This window comes from Mesorhizobium sp. B2-6-2 (assembly GCF_006440615.1).
In the GTDB taxonomy this organism is placed as follows: Bacteria; Pseudomonadota; Alphaproteobacteria; order Rhizobiales; family Rhizobiaceae; genus Mesorhizobium.
On the sequence record NZ_VFUG01000016.1, the window covers coordinates 13469 to 33025 of the forward strand.

Consider the following 19557-nt stretch of genomic DNA (forward strand, 5'->3'; position numbering starts at 1 on the left):
GCCAATTCCTTCCCCGCAGGCCGTTCTGTGGACATAGCCTAAGATTGAAAGCTCCGGCTGTCAGCAGTGCTCGCGTTGACGGGTGAAGGGAGCGACGCTACGGGATGAGGCGATCGCTTCAGGAGAGGATTTCGCGATGGTGCATTACGCGGACGGCAAGCCGCTCGGCGATCTGACCTTGCGCACGCTCGCCATGCCGTCCGACGCCAATGCGGCCGGCGACATCTTCGGCGGCTGGGTGATGGCGCAGATGGATCTTGCTTGCGGCATCCGCGCCGCCGAGCGCGCCAAGGGTCGAGTGGTCACTGCCGCGGTCAAGGAGATGTCCTTCGCCAAGCCGATGAAGATCGGCGACACGTTGTGCATCTACACCCATGTCGAGCGCGTCGGCCGCACCTCGATGGTGCTCAAGGTCGAGGCCTGGGCGCAACGCTACCTTTCCGACCTGATGGAGAAGGTCACCCATGCCGACTTCGTCATGGTGGCGCTCGACGGCGAAGGCAAGCCGAAGCCGGTTCCGGCCGAGAGCTGACGCTCCGGCGGGATGCTGATTCTCCCCAGACTTGCCGCTTTGTAACAACGCCTGCGCGGGAGATGCGCTTCGCGACATCCAATGGTTGCCTTCACGCCCCACCTTGTGGGCGCGGGGGAAAGACAATGCGTCAACATATGCTGAACGGCTGGCTCATGGCAGCCCTTATTGCCCTGGTCTGCCTGCTCGGCATAACGGCCTACACGGAAGTCAGCAAAGACCTTCCACGCGTCGCCTGCATGCGAGGCCCGAAGGCGATCGACAAGAAGGCCGCGCAATTCAAGAGCTGCTCGACCGCGTGCTGCGCCAGCACTGCCCCAAGCGCCTGATCGGTGGCGGTTAAAGACGGGTCTCCTTGCCGAAGCGGTTGCCCGGCGACGCCAGCGGCGGAACCGCGGAGGCGCCGATCAAAACCGAAAGCCCGGTGCGACCGGCGCTGAGGCCCACGGTTTCATCGGCAGGCTAAAAACCCTTGCATTGCAAGGGCTTCAGGCCTGTAGGCCGTCAAATTTCGCGCGTGCTTCGCGGACCCGATTGGTGTTCTTGCGCGCCCATTCGCCGAGCGCGCCGACCGGCACGAGGAGCTCGTGTCCGAGTTGGGTGAGCTCGTAATCGACACGTGGCGGAATGGTCGGGAACACTTTGCGCGTGACGAAGCCGTCGCGCTCCAAACCGCGCAAGGTGGTGGTCAGCATCTTCTGCGAAATGCCGCCGACGGCGGCGCGCAATTCGTTGAAGCGCATCGCGCCACCGCCGAGCTTGCCGACGACGAGCACCGTCCATTTGTCGCCGACCCGTTGCAGGATTTCTGAAACGGCCCGGCAGTCCTCGGTGTTGTGCGGGTGCCTCAGTAACAAAGAAGTGCCTCCTTGCGCGTCGATTTGTCAGTATCACATATAGCGCCGGTATCCAAACGATACCAGAAATTCCCGCAAGGAGAGCCCCTTATGTCCAAGCCCAAAATCGCCATTGTCGTCGGTTCGACGCGCGCCGCCCGCTTCGCCGACGTGCCGACGCAGTGGATTGCCAAGATCGCCAAGTCGCACGCCGATATCGATGTCGAGATCGTCGATCTGCGCGACTGGCCGCTGCCTTTCTTCGACGAGGTCGCTTCCTCCGCCTGGGCGCCGTCGCAGAACGAAGTGGCGCAGCGCTGGCAGAAGAAGGTCGCCGAGTTCGACGGCTTCATCTTCACCGCCGCCGAATACAATCACGCCCCGACCGGAGTGCTGAAGAACGCCATCGACTACGCCGCCAATGAGTGGAACAAGAAGCCGGCCGGCTTCGTCGGCTATGGCAGCGTCGGCGGCTCGCGCGCGATCGAGCACCTTCGGCTGATCGCCGTCGAGCTGCAGATGGTGCCCGTCAAGTCGGCGGTGCACATCGCCTGGGGCGATTTCCTTGCGGTTCGCCAGGGCGAGAAGAAGCTCGAGGATCTCGAGCACCTGAACCAGTCGGCCGCCGCGCTGGTCAACGACGTCGCCTGGTGGGCAAGGGTGCTGAAAGCGGCCCGCGCCGCCGACGCGATCGCCGGCGAAGCCCAGGCCGCCTGAGCGGTCGATCGACACTGTCCTCCCAATGAGAAAGGGGCGGCGCCAGCGCTGCCCTTTTCCATTTGCGGAGCTGTCTGTCTTGCCTGGATCCCAGGCTGATCCCGTTGGCCGTCGCGCTGTTGACCGCTCGGAACGGCGCGTTAGATGCAGGCCCGAATCCACCGAAGACGAAGACAGCACAGTCGTGGAGGAGCGGAATGCCTTGGCTTGGCAGATGGCGCAATCAGTATGGGTCCGTCCTCGACATCACCGGCGAGGACGGCGGCCGGATTGAAGGCACGTTTCGCACGGCGCTCGAAGACAGCAGCTTCTATGGACAGACCGTGCCGATATCCGGCATCGCTCATGGCGACGTGATTGGAGTAACGGCCGCCGGCGAGGGTACGGCCGGCCCCGCCGCCGTGAGCTACACCGGCATATTTCGGGACGGCAAGCTGGAGACGATGTGGCTGACAGTGGCCGGCAGCACCATCACCGGCAAGGAGGGCGAAACCGCTTCCCGCAAGCAGGTAGGAACCTGGCGCGCCTTCGGCACCAGCCTCGACACCTTTGTCCGAGAATAGCCAAGCTAACTGGTGATGAGTGTCTTTGCCAGGAAGTGGCGCAAGCCGTTGCCGCTCGGCACCGCTCTGATCGCGATCGCTGCCGCCGGATGGGAAAGCATCGAGCGGTGGCAGGGCAACCTTCCTGAACCGAACAAAACTTCTGGAGGCAGGCGAAGCCGCTACGTCCTCGCAGGAAGAACGAAGCGCCGGTCATTGTAACAGGCGAGATATCCCGAATGCATGGGATCTGCGAGATGCCGGGATTTCATATAGACCTGCGCTACGGTCGACGGTCCGCCCTCGAGAGGCTCAACCTCGATCGGCACGCGCAAACTGCCAGGCGCGCCGACGGATTCCATGGCATCGAGGCGCGAGAGGGCGCGATCATCGACCTCGTAGAGTTCGCCGGCGACCTGGAAACCGACACCTGGTTCGTTGAACATCATCGGAGCGAAGCGAGATCCAGCAATCAGCATTGGAAACTGCCCATGCGTCCGACAGTTGCCAAGAAACGCGGCCCCGCTCAAACCCTGCTCGTGCAGGGGAAACCCTCTTTTCAAGGTGCCAAAGACAAAGACGTTCGTGACCATTCAGGGGAACGTCGGCCAAAGCCGGAAGTTCATCCTAGTGGCACTGCTCAGGGATTTGACCGGTCGGCTCTGTTTGCGTTGGCAGGTGGCATGCGTTGGAGATTGGCCGAAACGCCCATCGCGATCGTCATTCCAGGGCGAAGCAGGAGCGAAGCTCCGTCGCGAAGACCCTGGAATCCATGCCGTTACCTTCGCCAAGGCGTGCAACGGAGCAAAATTCTGGACCGCGGCGGCGCTTCGAAGTCACGGCATGGATTCTATGGTCTGCGCCGCGTCGCTTCGCTCCTTGCTCCGCCATAGAATGACGACGTTGGGGCGGCTTCAACCAATTCCCGGCGTTTGCGCTGATTTCACGGACATGAGCCGAAAATCTTGCACCAAGACAAACGGCAATCTTTCAAAATCCCTGTGTCGGAGAACTAGGTCGTAAACTCATAAATGCGGTATGACCGAGATGAGTGGGAAGCAGAGTAAAGGGTTGACTTAGCCCTCCACGCCACATTTTAGTTGGCTGGCATCGACGACGTCTGATCCCATGTGCTCAACAAAATAGTCTCGCATCCTCTGGCGATGCCGATCCCATCTGGGAGACATTCGCTCACTCTCATTCTCATATTCAGCTAGAAATACCCATTCCACGAATTGATCCGCTGTAACATCGCCGGATTGAGGAATAAAATCGGTGACATGCATGAACTTGTCGCCGTGCCTTCCTCCACAATAGCCATGACCAACACAGACCGCGTGCATGAGCGAGCCGAATCTATTCTTTGCTTTCATGGAACATGCGCGATGATGAAGCGGGATGCCTGCGCGCGCCGCGGCAACATATCCTTCTTGGGCGTAGGTTCGCAATGGTCGTTTCCGACCGAGACTTTCATATCGCGGCTGAATCTAATGCAGGCTCAGCATGAGCCTATATGACCTGCCAAGCAGTTCCGCCGTATTGTCACCTGATACGACAAGCTGGCTGTCTCGCCGCCCTCAAATTGGTCTCAATCCGCATCTGGCTATGCGGTAATGAGGCTACGTCTAGCAGGCCGTGCTGGCTACCGCCGCGCCACCGGGCGGTGGCCGTCGGGCAGGCGGGTGGCGATCAGCTTGTCGATGCGGCGGCCGTCGAGGTCGACCACCTCGAAACGCCAGCCTTGCGCGTCGACGCATTCGCCGGTGGTCGGCAGATGATGCAGATGCGACAGCACATAGCCGGCGACGGTCTCGTAGTCGCGGTTTTCGGGCAGGTCGATGCCAAGCACCTCGGCCATCTCGTCGGCCTGCATATAGCCGGCGAGCAGCCACGAGCCGTCATCGCGCTTGACGGCGTTCTCTTCCTCGCCAGCCTCGAGGTCGGAGCGGAACACGCCGGTGATGGCTTCGAGGATGTCGGCCGGCGTGACGATGCCTTCGAAATGGCCGTATTCGTCATGAACGAGCGCCATCGGCACGTCCGATTCCCTCAGCTTCTGCAGGACGTCGAGCGCGTCGGCCTGGTCGTGCACGATGGGGGCGGCGCGCACATGCTGGCGCGGATCCAGCACCCTGCCGGCGAGAAGAGCGGCCAGCACGTCGCGCGTCTGGATAACGCCGACCATGGCGTCGACATTGCCGTCGCCGACGGGCAGGCGCGAGTGCTGGGTGTCCATCAGAAGTTTTTTGACGGTGGTCTCGTCGGACTGCAGGTTCAGCCAGTCGACCTCGGTGCGCGGCGTCATGACAGCGCGCACGGCGCGGTCGCCGAGACGCATGACGCCGGCGATCATGCGGCGCTCATCGGATTCGATGGTGCCGTGATGCTCGGCCTCGGCGACCAGCATCTTGATCTCCTCGTCGGTGACCTTCTCTTCGGTCTCGCCGGCCTGCCCAAGCAGCCAAAGCACGGCTCGGCCCGAGAGGTCGAGCAGGAAGACCAGCGGCGCCGAGAAGGTGGCGAGGATGGTCATTGCCGGCGCGGCTCTGACCGCGACGCGCTCCGGATCCTTGAGCGCGATCTGCTTCGGCACCAGCTCGCCGACGATGAGCGAGGCATAGGTGATCAAAGCGACGACGATGCCGACGCCGACAGGATCAGCAATGTTTTCGCGGATGCCGGTCGACGCCAGATATTGCGCCAGCCTTTCGCCGAGCGTCGCGCCCGAAAAGGCGCCGGAGAGAACGCCGACCAGGGTGATGCCGATCTGCACCGAGGACAGGAACTTGCCGGGGTTAGAGCCGAGCGCCAGCGCGCGGCCGGCGCCCCTGACGTTGCGGTCGATCATCGCCTTGAGGCGGGCGGGCCGCGACGAGACGATGGCGAGCTCCGACATCGACAAGAGGCCGTTCACCAGAATGAGGACGGCCACGACGGCGATTTCAACATATAGCATGGGCGGTCAATAGCATTGCTGCAGTGCGTTCGAAAATAGCCCGCCGGTATTTTTGGAACATGACAGGCGCGCTGTTCAGGCGGCATCCCAAAGCGGCGCCGAGAAATGCCCGACAAGCGCGTCGACGACGACGCGCACCTTCGGCGTCAGCGCGCGCGTGAGAGGCCACACGGCATGAACGACGATGTGCTCCACAAGATAATCGGACAGGACCGTTTCGAGGGCGCCGCGCCTCAGGCTCTGGCCGGCAAGCCAGGTCGGCAGGATGGCGATGCCGCAGCCGGCAAGCGCGGCGTCCAGCATGGGTTCGCCATGGCCGAGCACAAGCCGCGCCCTGGGCACGAAAGTCGTCGCATGCCCGGCGCCGTCCCTCACGGTCCAGGGTCGAACGACGCCTTCGCGTCCGTAGCCGATGGCGCTGTGCCGGGCGAGGTCGTCGACGGATTGCGGGCGGCCATGCCGCTCAAGATAGGCGGGAGAGGCACAGATCGCCGAGCGCTGGGCGTAGATGCGGCGTGCCGCGAGCGATGAAGAATCCTCCAGCTCGCCCATGCGTATGGCGAGGTCGATGCCTTCCTCGATCAGGTCGACGCGCCGGTCGTTGAAGGAGATTTCGATGGTCAGGTCGGGAAACCTGCTGGAGATGTCGAACAGCACCGGCGCGACGCAGCGTCGGCCGAAGGCGAGCGGCACATCGATCCGAAGCTTGCCGGACGGGACCTGCCGGCGCGAGGCGAGCAGCGCCTGCCCGGCTTCGATCTCGGCAAGCGCCCGCGCGCACGCCTCGTAGTAGCTCATACCCTCGCTGGTCGGGCTGAGGCTGCGCGTGGTGCGGTTGAGCAGGCGCACGCCCAGCCGCTGCTCCAGTTGCGCGACCGACTTGCCGATCGCCGACTTCGTCACATGCAGCCGCTCGCCGGCGCCGGTGAAGCTGCCGGCTTCGACGGCGTTGACGAATGCGACGACACCTTGCAGGTCGGCGGGGTCCATTTTTTGTCTCCATTGTAGATTTTTACTCTTCAATCTGTCGCAGAATATCCCGCATTGCGGTGCTATTTTCCACAGCCGGATCGCCTAAATCTTTCGCGCACCATCAACCAAGGAGCGCCACGCATGGGCACCGACAGCAACAAATCCTGGCAAATGAGCGGGTTCGGCCTTTCGAAGCTGAAGCCGGTGACGGGGGAGATACCCGAGCCGGGCCCACGCGAGATTCTGGTGCGGACCAGAGCCGTCTCGCTGAACTACAAGGACAAGATGATCGTGGACGGCGTGCTGATCCCCGATCTTGCCCTCCCATTCGTGCCCACTTCGGACGCCGTGGGCGAGATCGTTGCGGTCGGCGGCGCGGTCAGCCGCTTCAAGGTCGGGCAGCGGGTGCTGGGTCAGGTGATCGCCGACTGGCCGGACGGCGACGCGCCGGCGGTGCTCCACCGCCACACGCTCGGCTCCTCGCTTTCGGGCATGCTGTCACAGCATGTCGTCTTCGGCGAGGACGCCGCGGTGCTGGCGCCGGCCTCGCTCGGCGACATCGAAGCCGCGACGCTGCCGATCGCGGCGCTGACGGCCTGGTTCGCGATGGCGGAGGCGACAAAGCCGGTGCCGGGCCAGACGATCCTGATCCAGGGCACGGGCGGCGTGTCGCTGTTTGCACTGCAATTCGCCGCCGCCTTCGGTCTGCGCGCCATCGTCACGTCGAGCAGCGACGAGAAGCTGAAGCGCGCCAGGGATCTCGGCGCCTGGCAGACGATCAACTACCGCACCCAGCCTGCCTGGGACGAGGCGGCGCGCGGGCTGACCGACGGGCTCGGGGTGAACCATGTCTTGGAAATGGTCGGCGGCGACAATGCGCGTCAGTCACTCAACGCGCTTGCCGCCGATGGCCGGCTGTCGGTCATCGGCCTGCTCGGCGCGATGGAGATCAGCTTTCCAATCCTGCTCTTCATGCGCAACCGCATTATCGTGCAAGGCCTGTCCGTCGGCCACCGCCGCTCTTTCGAGCGCATGAACCAGGCGATCGAGGCGCTCGGCATCAAGCCGGTCATCGACAAGGTCTACCGCTTCGACGAGGTGCCGCAAGCTTTCGGACACCTGGAGAAGGGAGCGTTCGGCAAGATCGTCATCGCCATGACCTGAGGGCACCACGCAGTGCGTCACCGCTGCGTCTTCAGAACGCCGATCACGGCCATGCCGTCGGTGAAATAGAGATCGCCGCCGCCATTGCGTCCGGCCTTGGTGGCGCCGATCCCGGGTATCTCGCTGGTGGAGGCCAGCAGGTCGGCGGCCTTCAGATCGCCGATCAGGAAGTCGCGCTCCGCATCGATGTCGGGGCCGATATGGTGGGTGACGGCGCCGGTATCGTGACTGAGGCCGACGCCGCGGTCGAAGCTCGCGGCGCCCAGCCAGAGCGGGCGGCCGTCGTCGCCGACCGTGTCCGTCTGCCAGAAGCGGACGTGGTGGCGCCGGTCGGCGCTGTCGCCGACCGGCTTCTCGAACGCCAAGTCCTGGGCCCGGCCCTCGAACAAAAGGCGGCTCATCGGCGCATCGGGGTAGGGGCGGGAAAACAAGACGCTTTCGCCGATGTCGATCGCGGTCCGCAGCGTCACGGCATCGGCAGTGTCCCAGCCGGCGACGGCGAAGGCGTGGACGATTTCCTTTTCGGTGCCGACCAGGCCGACATTGATCGGGTCGCCGGGAATGCCCTGCGGCGTATGCGTCACCATCTCGAAGGGCCGGGTACGAAAGCCGCGCTCCCGCCAGGTCCAGAATTCCGGCGCGGCGAGATAGGCGAGGGCCACGTAGAAGGCGCAGAAGGCCGCGATCCAGATCGCCGCGCGTCGTCTCAGGCTTCGCCCACCCACAGCCAACCGCTCCCAAATCCACGCTCGACCATTTTATGCGGTGTTGGCCGTTTTGGGCAGAGCTGCCTCAACGGCAGGCGCGGTAACCGCTTTTGCGGTTCTTGATGTCGAAATGGAAATGGTTGCGGTGGTCGTAATTGTAGCCGGGGCCGAGCACGGTGGTGAAATACTCGCAACCATCGGCGCGCACGTTGTTGAGGAAGCCGCGCGTGCGAAAGGCGAACAGGCCGGGCTTGCGGACGTCGATGTCGTCGCCATTGTTGAGCTCGATGCTCATGACGTCGAGGGCGTTGCCTTTGCCGTGCTCGGACAGCACGCCTTCGCCGGCGATGTTGCGGCAGGAATAGCTGGAGCCCTGGTGGATCGCCTTGACGCCGGAGAAATAGCGCCAGCGGGCGGCCGGCTGCAGCTCGTTCTTCGTCCAGGCGGCAAAGGTTGCGGCCATGTTGCAGGTCAGCGTCGCCGCGGGCATCATGGCGACGCTGCCGATGGCCGAGACTTTTACCGGATAATCAATGCCGCACTGGCCCTCATGGATCGGCTGGGCATCCTGATAGACGACACCCATCCGCTTCAGCTCGTTGCGGCAGTCGATCTCGCTGGCCGGCATCTGCTCGAGAGGCGACATCGGCTCGTCCATGCGCGGATAGGCGACCTGCGTCATATAAGGGTTGGACGGAACAAGACGCTGCATTCCGGAATATTGCGGCGCATCGGGCTGCGGCACGGCTGCCGTCTGGCTGCCGACATCGACGGCCGGCTGCAGCGCAAAGACGTCGCCGGTCGTGCAGGCCGATATCGCCGCCATGGCGACGCCCGCGGCCAGCCCGACGATCGTGACACGCTTGCTCCGTCGCGCCGCCACCAGCATGGCGCCAAGTCCTCGAGCCATTGAAAGGCGTCCTTGTCCCCAAGATCCGAGCCCAACTGGGATCATGATCCGAATGGCACAAGGTTAACCGCCAACAGTAAAGGAAAGATCAGCGCCGGCATTCATGCATGGGGCGGAATTGCGGCGCTGTTCTTGGTTTGGCGCGGGCAAGACTTTCGGAATTCACCTATTGGCAGAAGGTTCCGCCGTGGCGGCGGGGCTCCAGATCGAGGTGGAAATGCAGCGCGTGGTCGGGATCGGCGCCTGGCCCGAGCACCGTCTTGAACGGCCCGCAGGCAGCCTTGCGCACCGCGTCGAGGAATTTTGCGTCCTTCTCCGGCGGCGTCGGCCCGATCTCGATCTTCCTCCCGTCCGACAAGGTGAAGCTGGCGATGTCGAGCGCGTTGCCGAAGGCGTGTTCGGACAGTTTGCGGGTGCCGTTGCGCGGGCGGCAGACAAAGGCCGAGCCCTGGTTGACCGACTTCAAATCGGCGCCGAGCTCGGCCTTTGCCGTGGGCTGGACGATTTCGGCCATGAAGCGCGCCGCCGCCTCGGCCATCTGGCAGTTGAGCTCGGTACCGGGACTGATGCCGATGGACTTGCCGAGCGTTTTCAAAATTACCGGATAGGGGATCGAGCAGCCGATTTCCGCATCGTGCTCGGCCTTGTGCTCCTCGAACTCGACGCCCAGCGCCTTCAGCCGCTCGCGGCACGCGGTTTCTTCCGCCGGCATCGTTTCGGCCGGCATGTCGGCCGAGCGCGGATCGGGAAGCATCTTTTCCTCGCCCGGCGGTTCGGGTTTTTCCGCTGGCTGCGGCGCGGTTTCCGGCGGCTCCGGCTTTAATTCGGTTGGCTTCTGCGGGGGCGTCGGCACAACATCTGGCGTCTGCGGCTCGAATTTCGTCCGTGGCGCGGATTGAGCGCTCTTCGAACGCGGCGGACGGGCGTCCCATTTCGGATGCGATTTCTGCTGGTTGAGGAGGTCGTCGCTGCCGTCCGCGCGCGGCTTGCCTTGCCCGGACTTCTCAGTACCGTTCTCCAGATCCTGCGGACGCGACCCTGGAACCGGGGTCGCCGGCGGCGTTTCCGGAGCCGGAGCGGCGCTCTGGCTGGCCGGCGGGTGTTTTTTATGCCGATGATGATGCTTGGCCATGGCGGGCGTAACCAGCAACATCGCAGCCGCCACAGGCAGCGCCAATCTGCAAAGTCGGGAAACGCTCAGCGTTGCCATCGCCCCGAAACGGCGGTCGCGTTGCGAAGTTGCCTGCATCAGCTGCCTTGCCGATCACAATCGGTTACCGGCGCGTTACGCGCCGATGGCTTCAAGGCCTTCCTCCAGCCAGTCGGCAAGCATCGGCAGGCCGAGCAGATATTTGGCCGCGCGCTTCCTGGGACGCTCCCTGGCGGCGGCCACCGCGTCCGCCCATTCGGATGCCTCATAGTCGCCGCGCCCGACCCAGGCGAGCGCGATCAGCTCGGCCGCTTCGTCGATATTGAGATCGTTGATCAGCTCGCGCAATTCTTCCTCGGTCAGATCCTCCGAGGCTTCCTCGACAAGGCCGTCATGATGGTGGCTGTCATGGGTGTCGCCGTCGAATTCGACCTCGTGCTCGGCGCCGTCGTCATAGTCCTCGTTGACGGCAGCACTCAGCGCCTTCGCCTTGAGAATGAACAGGCGCACCGTGTCCGGATCGATCGAAAGTTCCCACTCCTTCTCGAGGCGCTGCTGCACGGTCCTTCTCCACGTGATGCGCTTGGTCCGATGATAGCGGAATTAAAGCGCGCGTCACGTCCGCAGGTATCGGCTTCTATCCGACCGTTCAAAATAGTTCGGTAGTCGTCCGCATTTCGGGATGAAACCGCGCCAAGGCGGCGTTAATCTGGCATTGTCACACTCACGGAGGCTTCGATGCGCAGACGTTTACTTGTTCAGGTCATGGCTATTGCGGCGCTGCCGCTGTTCGTTGCGCCGGCTTTTGCGGCTGGCGAAAGCGGCAGCAGCGGTGGCCAGACGACCACCACCTGCAAGAAGGGCGAGGTCTGGGACAAGAAGAAGAACAAATGCGTGAAGCCGCAATATGGCATGCTGGACGACGACAGCATCTATGAGGCCGGCCACGATCTGGCGATGGCCGGGCGCTATGACGAAGCGATCTCGGTGCTGACGCTCGCCGCCAACAAGCAGGATCCGCGCATCCTCAACTATCTCGGCTATTCGCATCGCCATTCGGGCCGCGTCACGGTCGGCCTCGGCTATTACGAGGAAGCGCTGCGGATTGACCCGAATTATACGCTGGTGCGCGAATATCTCGGCGAGGCGCATCTGCAGATCGGCGATCTCGCCGGCGCGCAGCAGCAGCTCCAGGAAATCGAAAAACGGACCGGCAAGGGCTCGCGCGAATATGGCATGCTGTCCGAGCAGATCGATCATTTCCTGAGGAGCTGAACAGGGCTCGAAGCCTCTCGAACCGGCTGTGAGCAATCGCAGCCGGTTTTTTATTGCTCGCCGTCAGCCGCAGACCCGCGAAAGCGGTGATCATTTTGCCGAACTTCAATTTTTGGGCGTGAAAATCGCGCAAAGATCGCTATATTCAGGGAAATTGTGGTGAGACGGTTCCGTTAGCCCGAGGCTGCCGGACCGTTTTCTTTTTGTACCTATTGACAAGGTCCCTCCCGAAAACGGGGGTGGCGGCAGAAAGGTCAGGCTATGATCAAGGTCCCGATGACAGGCGAGGGGTTCGCGTCATTGAAGGAAGAACTTCGCTGGCGCCAGCAGGAGGAGCGTCCTCGCATCATCGAGGCGATTTCCGAAGCGCGCTCGCATGGCGACCTGTCCGAAAATGCCGAGTATCACGCGGCGAAAGAGTCGCAGAGCCTCAATGAAGGCCGCATCAACGAGCTTGAGGATCTGATCGCGCGCGCCGAGGTCATCGACGTCTCCAAGCTCAGCGGCGACAAGGTCAAGTTCGGCGCGACCGTCGTGCTCGTCGACGAGGACACCGAGGAAAAGAAGACCTATCAGATCGTCGGCGACCAGGAAGCGGACGTGAAGTCCGGCCGCATCTCGATTTCATCGCCGATCGCGCGTGCGCTGATCGGCAAGGAAGTCGGCGATGCCATCGAGGTCAATGCTCCCGGCGGCGCCCGAGGGTACGAGATCGTCCAGGTGCAGTTTATCTAAGGACCTTTTGATAATTCTACTCTGGCGGCCGACTAGCGCGGTTTTCTGCGCTTCCGGCCTTCGCCGGCCGAAGCCTTCATGAGCGATGTGGCGGGTAAATAAGGCTATGGCCGGCATAGGCCGGTGCTCACGTACTTTAAGTACGCTCCGCTCCGGTTCTCGAAAACCACGCTATTCGACTCACCAGAGCGAATTCTGAAAAGGTCCTCACGCTGGCGCGTTTGATCTGAGCGCCAGCAGGCGCTCAACCTCAGCCACCACCTCAGCCGGCGTGACCTTGCCGCCCGCAGGCGCAAGCAAGGTCGATGCAAAAGGCCCGCGCGGGCCTGTGAGACCCGGTTCCGTCGCCAGGAAGATGGCGACCGTCGGCAGGCCGAAGGCGCTGGCGAGGTGGGTGAGGCCGGTGTCGGCGCCGATGACCAGCGTCGAACGGCCGACGATCGCGGCGATGTCCGCGAGTGGCGATTTCGCAACCAGCACCGTCCCTGGCACGGCTGCGGCAATGGCTTCCGCCACTTTCTTTTCCGCTTCATTCGACCAGGTGACCACCGGTGTGAACTGCCGGCCGGCCAGTCGGCGCGCGGTTTCGATCCAATCGTCGACCGGCCATTTCTTGTCGTCGCGGCTGGTGCCGTGCAGCAGGAAGGCGGTCTGCCCGTCGATACCGGGAGGCCCGCCAGCTGGTGGCACGATGCCGGAGTCGAGCGCCGACAAATCCGGCTGGTAGCCAAGCGCGAGCCCGAACAGCCGCCTGGTGCGTTCGATGGCGTGCAGGTCGCGCGGCACGGCGTATCTATGCCGATAGAAAAGCGTCGCCGACGGCTCGCGGGCGCTCGCCCGGTCGAAGCCGGCAATCGGCGCGCCGGCCTGGATGGCGACCAGGGCCGATTTCAATAAGCCCTGCGCATCGATGACCAGATCGTAGCGGGAGGCGCGGAGCGCGCCGCGCAGTCCGGTCATCTCGCGCCACGTGGCGCCGTCGAGAAGCCGCTTGCGCCAGCGCCGAACCGCCACCTTATGAATGGTGCCGATCGCCGGATGCAGAGCCACGATACCGGCAAACGGCTCCTCCACGCACCAATCGAAATCTATATCGGAGCGATTGCGCACCGCGTCCTCGATGGCGGGAAACGTGTGGATGACATCGCCCATCGACGATGTCTTGACGATCAACACTTTCATGCCGCTGCCGGAACCTTGAGCAAGCGGTCGGCCGCTGCGGTGACGCGGGCGACGTCGAGCGTCCTGAGGCAATTGAGATGGCCAAGCGGGCAGACCTTCTTATGGCAGGGCGAGCAGGACAGATGCAGCCAGATCAGCTCGGAGCGCTCGCTGAGCGGCGGCGTGTTTTCCGGCGAGGTCGAACCATAGACGGCGACGATCGGCGTGCCGACGGCGGCGGCGACATGCATCAGCCCGCTGTCGTTCGAGACAGCAAGCTTCGCCGCGGCGATCAGGTCGATGGCGTCCTCCAGCCGCGTCTTGCCGGCAAGGTCGATTGCGCCTGGGGCAAGGGCTGCGATCTCGCCGGTCACGTCGGCATCGTTCTTCGAGCCGAGCAGCGCGATGCCCAAGCCCTTGGCCATCATGTCTCGGGCCAGCCCGGCATAGCGATCGCTCGGCCAGCGTTTTGCCGGGCCGAATTCGGCGCCGGGCATGAGCGCCACGAATTTCTTCCCGGTCAGCCCGAAGCGCGCCAGCAGATCGGCCTGATTGGCCTTGTCGACAGTGAGACGCGGCGCGCGAAAGGTGCCGCCGCGCGCGAGGCCGAAATAGGCGCGTGCGGTGCGCCGTTTCAGGCTTTCCGGCAGCGGCACGACATCCGTCAGCAGGCCGTAGCGCATCTCGCGCAGATTGCCGACGCGATGTGGGATGCGGGCGAAGAACGGGATCAGCGCCGATTTCCAGCTCCCCGGCAGCACATAGGCCATGTCGTAGCGGCCGCGCAGCAGGCGGCCGAAGCGCCTGCGGCTGCGGAATTCGAGCGCTCCCGGCATCAAAGGAAAGTCGATCTGGCTGCGTATCTCGGGCATGCGCTTGACCAGCGGGGCCGCCCAGGCCGGCGCCAGCACGTCGATGGCCGCATTCGGATGTTTTTCCTTCAGCGCCGCAAACAGGCACTGCGCCATGACCATGTCGCCCACCCAGCGTGGGCCGATCACGAGGATCGTTGGGCCTTCAGCCATTCGACATAGTCCCTGACGCCGGTTTCGACTGTGCGGAATTGGCCATTGTAGCCGGCCGCGCGCAAGCGGGACATATCAGCCTGCGTGAAACACTGGTAGCTGCCCTTGAGATGGTCGGGGAAGGGGATGAATTCAATCTCGCCCTTGCCCAGCGTGTCGATCACTGTCTCGGCGATGGCGCGGAACGGCTGGGCGCGGCCGGTGCCGCAGTTGAAGATGCCGCTCGCGCCGCGTTTCCACAGCCAGAGATTGACGTCGGCGACGTCGCCGACATGGATGAAATCGCGGCTCTGCTCGCCTGGACCGAAATCGCCATAGGCACCGAACAGCTTCGGATTTTCGCCGCGCTCGACCTGGTTGAATAGATGGAAAGCGACCGAGGCCATGGCGCCCTTATGCGCCTCGCGCGGCCCGTAGACATTGAAATAGCGCAGGCCCGCCACTTGCGAGTGATCGGTGTCGAAGACGGTGCGGCGGACATAATCGTCGAACAGCTTCTTGGAATAGGCATAGACGTTGAGCGGGCGCTCGAAATCGGGTTCCTCGCGGAATTCGCTGCCGCCGCCATAGACGGAGGCCGAGGAGGCATAGAGGAAAGGCACGCGCAGTTCGAGGCAGGCATGCAGCAGGCGTTTCGAATAGGCGTAGTTCACCTCCATCATGAACTTGCCGTTCCACTCGGTGGTGGTCGAGCAGGCGCCTTGATGGAAGACGGCTTCGATGCGGCCGAGCGCGCCGTCCTCGAGCTGGGCGAGAAATTCGTCCTTGTCGAGATAGTCGGCGATGCGCAGGTCGGCGAGGTTGGCGATCTTGTGGCCGTCGGTCAGATCGTCGACGACGACGATGTCGTCATGGCCCTCGGCATTGAGAGCGGCGACGATGTTGGAGCCGATCATGCCGGCGCCGCCCGTGACGATGATCATGAAGGCCTCTGCTGCTTGCGATTCCGGTTCTTATAGGGGAGGCCAGTCGGGCTGTCGACAAAGCAGGCATCGTCCCATCTTAGGCGTTGCCGCCGAGAGCCCAGTCGCTTCAGGCTAAGTGTCGACAATTACATCAAGTTTGCGCCGCCCCTCATCCGCCTGCCGGCACCTTCTCCCCGTATAGTGACGGGGAGAAGAGGACTGGCCGCAACCTTGCCGCCTTTCCTGCAACGCTGACGATGGCGAAACCATCGATGGCGTCGTTCCTCTCCCCGTCACTATACGGGGAGAGGATGCCGGCAGGCAGGTGAGGGGCAGCGCCAACGCCTGGAATGAAGTTGGAGGAATTCGAAGATGTCCGTATCTGTGGTATCGCCGGTATGGAGATCAGGCCAGCAAGGTGTAGCCTGACAGAGACCTGACCGTGAGGGAACAAGATGCCGTCGACCGAACTGCTGATTGCATTCTTCGCCACCACGGCGATCTTCGCCTATATCCCAGGCCCCGCGATGCTTTATGCGGCGGCGCAGACCATGGCGCGCGGGCGCTGGTCGGGGCTGACGGCGGCACTCGGCATCCATCTCGGCGGCTATGTGCATGTCTTCGCGGCCGCCGCAGGCCTGTCCGTCCTGTTTCACGCGGTGCCGCCGCTTTATGTGGCGGTCAAGCTGATCGGCGCGCTTTATCTGGTCTGGCTCGGCGTTGCCATGTTCCGCAAACGGGCGGACGGCGATATGGCTCTGCCCGCCATCGAGCGGAAATCGGCCCGCCGCGCCTTCTTCGAAAGCATCACCGTCGAGGTGCTCAATCCGAAAACGGCGATCTTCTTCATGGCGTTCCTGCCGCAATTTATCGATGCTTCGGCGGCGTTCCCGGTCTGGCTGCAGTTCGCCATGCTTGGAACCATCGTCAATCTGATGTTCTCCTCCGCTGACGTCGTGTGCGTATTCCTTGCCGGTGCGATGATTGCGCGGCTGCGGCGTTCAGGCCGCGCGCAGCGGCTGATGCAGCGTGCGGGCGGCGCCGTGCTGGTTGGCCTCGGCGTCCACGTCGCCCTGCAGAGGAGCTGATTGCGCTGCCGGCTCCGGCTGCTGTCCAGCAGGCCTGCCGTTGCGCTCGCCCGAATTGCGGTATATCGGCATCGTTTTGAGCAGCCCGCGCCACAATTCCGGCGCTGAAATCTAATCAGGTCCGGCCTTCTTCAGGCATAGCTCGAGTGAGATGATCAAGCACCATCCGCCTTCTCCGGAACCTTTGCATCGCACCATCGCCCGGTTCGGCGACGTCACCGTGCTGGTCGTGGGCGATTTCATTCTCGACCGTTTCGTCAGCGGGGTGATCGAGCGCATCTCGCCGGAAGCCCCCATCCCCGTGCTGCATGGCAAGGGCGAGACGTTGAACATGGGCGGCGCCGGCAATGTCGTCTCCAACATCGTTTCGTTGGGCGCGGCCGCCATCCCCGTTTCGGTGATCGGCGCCGACCCGGCCGGCAACAATCTGATGCGCATGCTGGGCGAGATCGGCGTCGATACCGACGGCCTCCTGCAGCGCCAGGACCGCATGACCTCATCGAAAAGCCGCTTCAGCGCGCTCAACCAGCAAGTGCTGCGTTTCGACGAGGAGGAGATCAAGCCGCTCACCTCCGCTGAGCGGGCGAAGCTCATCGATCATTTCCAGGCGGCGCTTGGCCGCGCCGACATCGTTGTCCTCTCCGATTACGGCAAGGGCATCCTGCTCGACGGCCTCGCCGGCGAGCTGATCGCGATCTGCCGCGATGCCGGCAAGCCGGTGCTGGTCGATCCGAAGGGACGCGACTATGCGCGCTACGCAGGCGCCACGGCTGTGACGCCGAACCGCAAGGAGCTTGGCGAGGCGGTCGGGCGCAACGTGTTCGGCGACGACGAGATCGTGGCCGCGGCGCGCGACCTGATTGCCACGCATGATTTCGAGTTCATCGTCGCGACGCGCAGCGAAAAGGGCATGAGCGTGATCTCCGCCGAGGATGCCCGCCACATCTCCACCCAGGCGCGCGAAGTCTTCGACGTCTCCGGTGCCGGCGACACGGTCATCGCGAGTTTCGCGCTGTCGCTCGCCGCCGGCGCCGACCGGGTGCATGCGGCCGTCATCGCCAACGCGGCCGGCGGCGTCGTGGTCGGCAAGCGCGGCACGGCGCGGCTCAACGTCGAGGAACTGTCCGGCGCGCTGTTCCGCTCGCACGGGCCGACCGGCCATCAGGATGCCATCCTCGATTTCAATGCCGCGGCCAGGATGGTCGCCGCCTGGAAGGAAGAGGGGCTGACCGTCGGCTTTACCAATGGCTGCTTCGACATCCTGCATGCCGGCCATGTCAGCCTGCTGCATGCCGCGCGCAGCCAGTGCGACCGGCTGGTGCTCGGTCTCAACAGCGACGCCTCGGTGCACCGGCTGAAAGGGCCGGGGCGCCCGGTCAACAGCCAGCATGACCGCGCCTGCGTGCTGGCAGCGCTTGCCTCGGTCGACGCGGTCGTCGTCTTCGAGGAAGATACGCCGCTCAAGCTCATAGAGGCACTTTTGCCGGACATTCTGGTCAAGGGCGCGGATTACACGGTCGAGACCGTGGTCGGCGCCGATGTCGTGCAGAAGGCGGGCGGGCGCGTGGTGCTGGTCGACCTCGTCGCCGGCAAGAGCACGACGAACACGATCGGCAAGCTGCGTGCCGCAAACTGAGGGTCTCATGTCCGACTTGAACGACTACCTGGTCCGCTCCGCGGCGGCGATCTCGGCGATGGTCGAGCGCGACCTCACCGGCGAGATGGAGCGCGCCGTGAGCACCGTGGTGACGGCGCTGTCGCAAGGCAAGGCGCTGCTGATCTGCGGCAATGGCGGCTCGGCGAGCGACGCCATCCACATCGCCACCGAACTGGTCGGGCGCTTCCTGAAAGAGCGCAAGGCCTACAACGTCATCGCGTTGTCCGCCAACGCCGGAGTGCTGACCGCCTGGGGCAACGACTACGGCTTCGACACCGTGTTCTCGCGCCAGGTCGAGGCGCATGGATCGGAAGGCGCGGTGCTGCTCGCCATTTCCACCAGCGGCAATTCGCCGAGCATCCTTGCCGCGGCGGAGCAGGCGCGGGCGATGGGCATGACGGTGATCAGCCTGACCGGCGAAACCGGCGGCAAGCTCAGGCCGCTGACCGATATCCTGCTCAACGTGCCGTCGACCTCGACGCCGATCATCCAGCAGGGGCATTTGTGCCTCTATCACCATCTGTGCGAGGCGGTCGAAGCGCGCCTCAGCAATGGCTGAAAGCGAAGGCTTTCCGCTGGCCGAGCCGGGTCTTTGGGTCGAGCGGGTCGGTGACAGGACGTTTCCGGCCGGTCGGCCGGCGCTGTTCCTCGATCGTGACGGCACCATCAATGTCGATACCGGCTATCCCGACGATCCAGTGGCCATGGAGCTGCGCGACGGCATCGCGCCGGTCATCGAGGCCGCGAACGTGCACGGCATTCCGGTCGTTGTCGTCACCAATCAGTCCGGCATCGCGCGCGGCTATTTCGGCTGGGACGCGTTCGCGCGGGTCAACGGGCGCGTGCTCGAGCTGCTGGCTGAGAAAAAGGCCTTCGTCGACATGGTGCTTGCTTGCGCATACCACGAGGCCGGCAGGGGCGCGTTGGCGGTTGCCGATCATCCGATGCGCAAGCCCAATCCGGGCATGCTGCTGGAGGCGGGGCGCCGCCTCGGCCTCGATCTCAACCGATCGCTGATCGTCGGCGACAAGCCGGCCGATATGGAAGCCGGCCAGCGCGCCGGCCTTGCGCGTGGTTGGCTGGTGGACGGCGAAAGCTCGACGATAGGCGGGTTTTCGGTTTCGCCGTTGCGCGGCGCTCACCACGTTGAGGATCTGCTTACCGCGATACGGTCGCTCTGATCGCGGGTTGATTCAAAGCCCGGCGCTAGACCCTTTGTTTTTGC

At 63.8% G+C, this 19557-nt stretch carries 23 protein-coding genes; 11 read left to right on the forward strand and 12 right to left on the reverse strand.

Going from position 1 to position 19557, the window contains the following annotated elements:
- Positions 1-136: 136 nt before the first annotated feature.
- Together FJ419_RS24080 and FJ419_RS24085 are read left to right on the forward strand one after the other, a co-directional pair.
- Complete coding sequence (locus FJ419_RS24080) at positions 137-532, forward strand: acyl-CoA thioesterase (RefSeq protein ID WP_042646168.1); 396 nt, start codon at positions 137-139, stop codon at positions 530-532.
- Positions 533-657: 125 nt separating this feature from the next.
- The gene (locus FJ419_RS24085; protein ID WP_140698966.1) at positions 658-861 is read left to right on the forward strand and encodes a hypothetical protein; all 204 of its coding nucleotides are present in this window, start codon (positions 658-660) and stop codon (positions 859-861) included.
- Between the two features lie 159 nt (positions 862-1020).
- Here FJ419_RS24085 and FJ419_RS24090 read toward each other — a convergent pair whose 3' ends face one another.
- A complete protein-coding gene (locus FJ419_RS24090) occupies positions 1021-1389 on the reverse strand; it encodes a helix-turn-helix domain-containing protein (RefSeq protein WP_140541496.1) in 369 nt (122 codons plus the stop codon).
- Between the two features lie 90 nt (positions 1390-1479).
- Here FJ419_RS24090 and FJ419_RS24095 point away from each other — a divergent pair, with 90 nt between their 5' ends.
- Complete coding sequence (locus FJ419_RS24095) at positions 1480-2085, forward strand: NADPH-dependent FMN reductase (RefSeq protein WP_140698969.1); 606 nt, start codon at positions 1480-1482, stop codon at positions 2083-2085.
- A 197-nt stretch (positions 2086-2282) separates the two neighbouring features.
- Entirely contained in the window at positions 2283-2648 is a 366-nt protein-coding gene (locus FJ419_RS24100; protein ID WP_140698972.1) for an avidin/streptavidin family protein, read from the forward strand.
- Positions 2649-2809: 161 nt separating this feature from the next.
- Here FJ419_RS24100 and FJ419_RS24105 read toward each other — a convergent pair whose 3' ends face one another.
- The 4 genes from FJ419_RS24105 to FJ419_RS24120 form a co-directional block, all read right to left on the reverse strand.
- Entirely contained in the window at positions 2810-3220 is a 411-nt protein-coding gene (locus FJ419_RS24105; RefSeq protein ID WP_140698975.1) for a gamma-glutamylcyclotransferase family protein, read from the reverse strand.
- Between the two features lie 483 nt (positions 3221-3703).
- Positions 3704-4075, reverse strand: a complete 372-nt coding sequence (locus FJ419_RS24110; protein WP_140698978.1) for a hypothetical protein — start codon at positions 4073-4075, stop codon at positions 3704-3706.
- Between the two features lie 194 nt (positions 4076-4269).
- Entirely contained in the window at positions 4270-5583 is a 1314-nt protein-coding gene (locus FJ419_RS24115; RefSeq protein WP_140629828.1) for a hemolysin family protein, read from the reverse strand.
- A 75-nt stretch (positions 5584-5658) separates the two neighbouring features.
- A complete protein-coding gene (locus FJ419_RS24120) occupies positions 5659-6573 on the reverse strand; it encodes a LysR family transcriptional regulator (protein WP_140698981.1) in 915 nt (304 codons plus the stop codon).
- A 123-nt stretch (positions 6574-6696) separates the two neighbouring features.
- On the opposite strand from FJ419_RS24120, the gene FJ419_RS24125 reads away from it, so the two are divergent.
- Complete coding sequence (locus tag FJ419_RS24125; RefSeq protein WP_140698984.1) at positions 6697-7719, forward strand: NAD(P)-dependent alcohol dehydrogenase; 1023 nt, start codon at positions 6697-6699, stop codon at positions 7717-7719.
- A 17-nt stretch (positions 7720-7736) separates the two neighbouring features.
- Here the strand turns inward: FJ419_RS24125 and FJ419_RS24130 are convergent, their stop codons facing one another.
- From FJ419_RS24130 to FJ419_RS24145, 4 genes are all read right to left on the reverse strand, one after another.
- A complete protein-coding gene (locus FJ419_RS24130) occupies positions 7737-8444 on the reverse strand; it encodes an LssY C-terminal domain-containing protein (protein ID WP_140698987.1) in 708 nt (235 codons plus the stop codon).
- 67 nt (positions 8445-8511) lie between these two features.
- Positions 8512-9336, reverse strand: coding sequence for an extensin family protein (locus tag FJ419_RS24135; RefSeq protein WP_140698990.1), 825 nt, complete (start codon positions 9334-9336; stop codon positions 8512-8514).
- A 166-nt stretch (positions 9337-9502) separates the two neighbouring features.
- On the reverse strand, positions 9503-10489 hold the full coding sequence (locus FJ419_RS24140) for an extensin family protein (RefSeq protein ID WP_246679332.1): 987 nt from the start codon (positions 10487-10489) through the stop codon (positions 9503-9505).
- A 132-nt stretch (positions 10490-10621) separates the two neighbouring features.
- The gene (locus tag FJ419_RS24145; protein WP_140629839.1) at positions 10622-11047 is read right to left on the reverse strand and encodes a DUF3775 domain-containing protein; all 426 of its coding nucleotides are present in this window, start codon (positions 11045-11047) and stop codon (positions 10622-10624) included.
- Positions 11048-11224: 177 nt separating this feature from the next.
- Between FJ419_RS24145 and FJ419_RS24150 the strand changes: the two genes are divergently transcribed.
- Both FJ419_RS24150 and greA read left to right on the forward strand, forming a co-directional pair.
- Complete coding sequence (locus FJ419_RS24150) at positions 11225-11761, forward strand: tetratricopeptide repeat protein (protein WP_140698993.1); 537 nt, start codon at positions 11225-11227, stop codon at positions 11759-11761.
- 261 nt (positions 11762-12022) lie between these two features.
- Positions 12023-12496, forward strand: coding sequence for a transcription elongation factor GreA (gene greA / locus FJ419_RS24155; protein ID WP_095766573.1), 474 nt, complete (start codon positions 12023-12025; stop codon positions 12494-12496).
- 207 nt (positions 12497-12703) lie between these two features.
- Here the strand turns inward: greA and waaC are convergent, their stop codons facing one another.
- From waaC to rfaD, 3 genes are read right to left on the reverse strand one after another with little or no spacing between them, the layout of a single operon-like run.
- Positions 12704-13678: a lipopolysaccharide heptosyltransferase I gene (gene waaC, locus FJ419_RS24160; protein WP_140698996.1), complete on the reverse strand. Its 975-nt coding sequence runs from the start codon at positions 13676-13678 to the stop codon at positions 12704-12706.
- A complete protein-coding gene (gene waaF, locus FJ419_RS24165; RefSeq protein WP_140698999.1) occupies positions 13675-14682 on the reverse strand; it encodes a lipopolysaccharide heptosyltransferase II in 1008 nt (335 codons plus the stop codon). The genes waaC and waaF overlap by 4 nt, the downstream gene beginning before the upstream one ends.
- Entirely contained in the window at positions 14655-15605 is a 951-nt protein-coding gene (gene rfaD, locus FJ419_RS24170) for an ADP-glyceromanno-heptose 6-epimerase (RefSeq protein WP_140699003.1), read from the reverse strand. The genes waaF and rfaD overlap by 28 nt, the downstream gene beginning before the upstream one ends.
- 437 nt (positions 15606-16042) lie before the next feature.
- On the opposite strand from rfaD, the gene FJ419_RS24180 reads away from it, so the two are divergent.
- The 4 genes from FJ419_RS24180 to FJ419_RS24195 all read left to right on the forward strand — a co-directional run bounded on the left by FJ419_RS24180 (position 16043) and on the right by FJ419_RS24195 (position 19513).
- A complete protein-coding gene (locus tag FJ419_RS24180) occupies positions 16043-16675 on the forward strand; it encodes a LysE family translocator (RefSeq protein ID WP_140699006.1) in 633 nt (210 codons plus the stop codon).
- Between the two features lie 151 nt (positions 16676-16826).
- Positions 16827-18311, forward strand: coding sequence for a D-glycero-beta-D-manno-heptose-7-phosphate kinase (gene rfaE1, locus FJ419_RS24185; RefSeq protein ID WP_140699009.1), 1485 nt, complete (start codon positions 16827-16829; stop codon positions 18309-18311).
- Between the two features lie 7 nt (positions 18312-18318).
- The gene (locus tag FJ419_RS24190) at positions 18319-18891 is read left to right on the forward strand and encodes an SIS domain-containing protein (RefSeq protein ID WP_140699018.1); all 573 of its coding nucleotides are present in this window, start codon (positions 18319-18321) and stop codon (positions 18889-18891) included.
- The gene (locus FJ419_RS24195; protein WP_140699022.1) at positions 18884-19513 is read left to right on the forward strand and encodes an HAD family hydrolase; all 630 of its coding nucleotides are present in this window, start codon (positions 18884-18886) and stop codon (positions 19511-19513) included. Before FJ419_RS24190 ends, FJ419_RS24195 begins: the two co-directional genes overlap by 8 nt.
- Positions 19514-19557 lie beyond the last annotated feature (44 nt).

What these genes read in the sequence shown, in the direction of transcription:
- FJ419_RS24180 (WP_140699006.1), top strand. Translation starts at nt 16,043, where the DNA reads ATGCCGTCGACCGAACTGCTGATTGCATTCTTCGCCACCACGGCGATC.
- greA (WP_095766573.1), top strand. Translation starts at nt 12,023, where the DNA reads ATGATCAAGGTCCCGATGACAGGCGAGGGGTTCGCGTCATTGAAGGAA.
- FJ419_RS24195 (WP_140699022.1), top strand. Translation starts at nt 18,884, where the DNA reads ATGGCTGAAAGCGAAGGCTTTCCGCTGGCCGAGCCGGGTCTTTGGGTC.
- rfaE1 (WP_140699009.1), top strand. Translation starts at nt 16,827, where the DNA reads ATGATCAAGCACCATCCGCCTTCTCCGGAACCTTTGCATCGCACCATC.
- waaF (WP_140698999.1), bottom strand. Translation starts at nt 14,682, where the DNA reads ATGGCTGAAGGCCCAACGATCCTCGTGATCGGCCCACGCTGGGTGGGC.
- FJ419_RS24100 (WP_140698972.1), top strand. Translation starts at nt 2,283, where the DNA reads ATGCCTTGGCTTGGCAGATGGCGCAATCAGTATGGGTCCGTCCTCGAC.
- FJ419_RS24095 (WP_140698969.1), top strand. Translation starts at nt 1,480, where the DNA reads ATGTCCAAGCCCAAAATCGCCATTGTCGTCGGTTCGACGCGCGCCGCC.
- FJ419_RS24125 (WP_140698984.1), top strand. Translation starts at nt 6,697, where the DNA reads ATGGGCACCGACAGCAACAAATCCTGGCAAATGAGCGGGTTCGGCCTT.
- FJ419_RS24135 (WP_140698990.1), bottom strand. Translation starts at nt 9,336, where the DNA reads ATGGCTCGAGGACTTGGCGCCATGCTGGTGGCGGCGCGACGGAGCAAG.
- rfaD (WP_140699003.1), bottom strand. Translation starts at nt 15,605, where the DNA reads ATGATCATCGTCACGGGCGGCGCCGGCATGATCGGCTCCAACATCGTC.
- FJ419_RS24120 (WP_140698981.1), bottom strand. Translation starts at nt 6,573, where the DNA reads ATGGACCCCGCCGACCTGCAAGGTGTCGTCGCATTCGTCAACGCCGTC.
- FJ419_RS24105 (WP_140698975.1), bottom strand. Translation starts at nt 3,220, where the DNA reads ATGGTCACGAACGTCTTTGTCTTTGGCACCTTGAAAAGAGGGTTTCCC.
- FJ419_RS24190 (WP_140699018.1), top strand. Translation starts at nt 18,319, where the DNA reads ATGTCCGACTTGAACGACTACCTGGTCCGCTCCGCGGCGGCGATCTCG.
- FJ419_RS24140 (WP_246679332.1), bottom strand. Translation starts at nt 10,489, where the DNA reads ATGTTGCTGGTTACGCCCGCCATGGCCAAGCATCATCATCGGCATAAA.
- FJ419_RS24115 (WP_140629828.1), bottom strand. Translation starts at nt 5,583, where the DNA reads ATGCTATATGTTGAAATCGCCGTCGTGGCCGTCCTCATTCTGGTGAAC.
- FJ419_RS24080 (WP_042646168.1), top strand. Translation starts at nt 137, where the DNA reads ATGGTGCATTACGCGGACGGCAAGCCGCTCGGCGATCTGACCTTGCGC.
- FJ419_RS24085 (WP_140698966.1), top strand. Translation starts at nt 658, where the DNA reads ATGCGTCAACATATGCTGAACGGCTGGCTCATGGCAGCCCTTATTGCC.
- waaC (WP_140698996.1), bottom strand. Translation starts at nt 13,678, where the DNA reads ATGAAAGTGTTGATCGTCAAGACATCGTCGATGGGCGATGTCATCCAC.
- FJ419_RS24150 (WP_140698993.1), top strand. Translation starts at nt 11,225, where the DNA reads ATGCGCAGACGTTTACTTGTTCAGGTCATGGCTATTGCGGCGCTGCCG.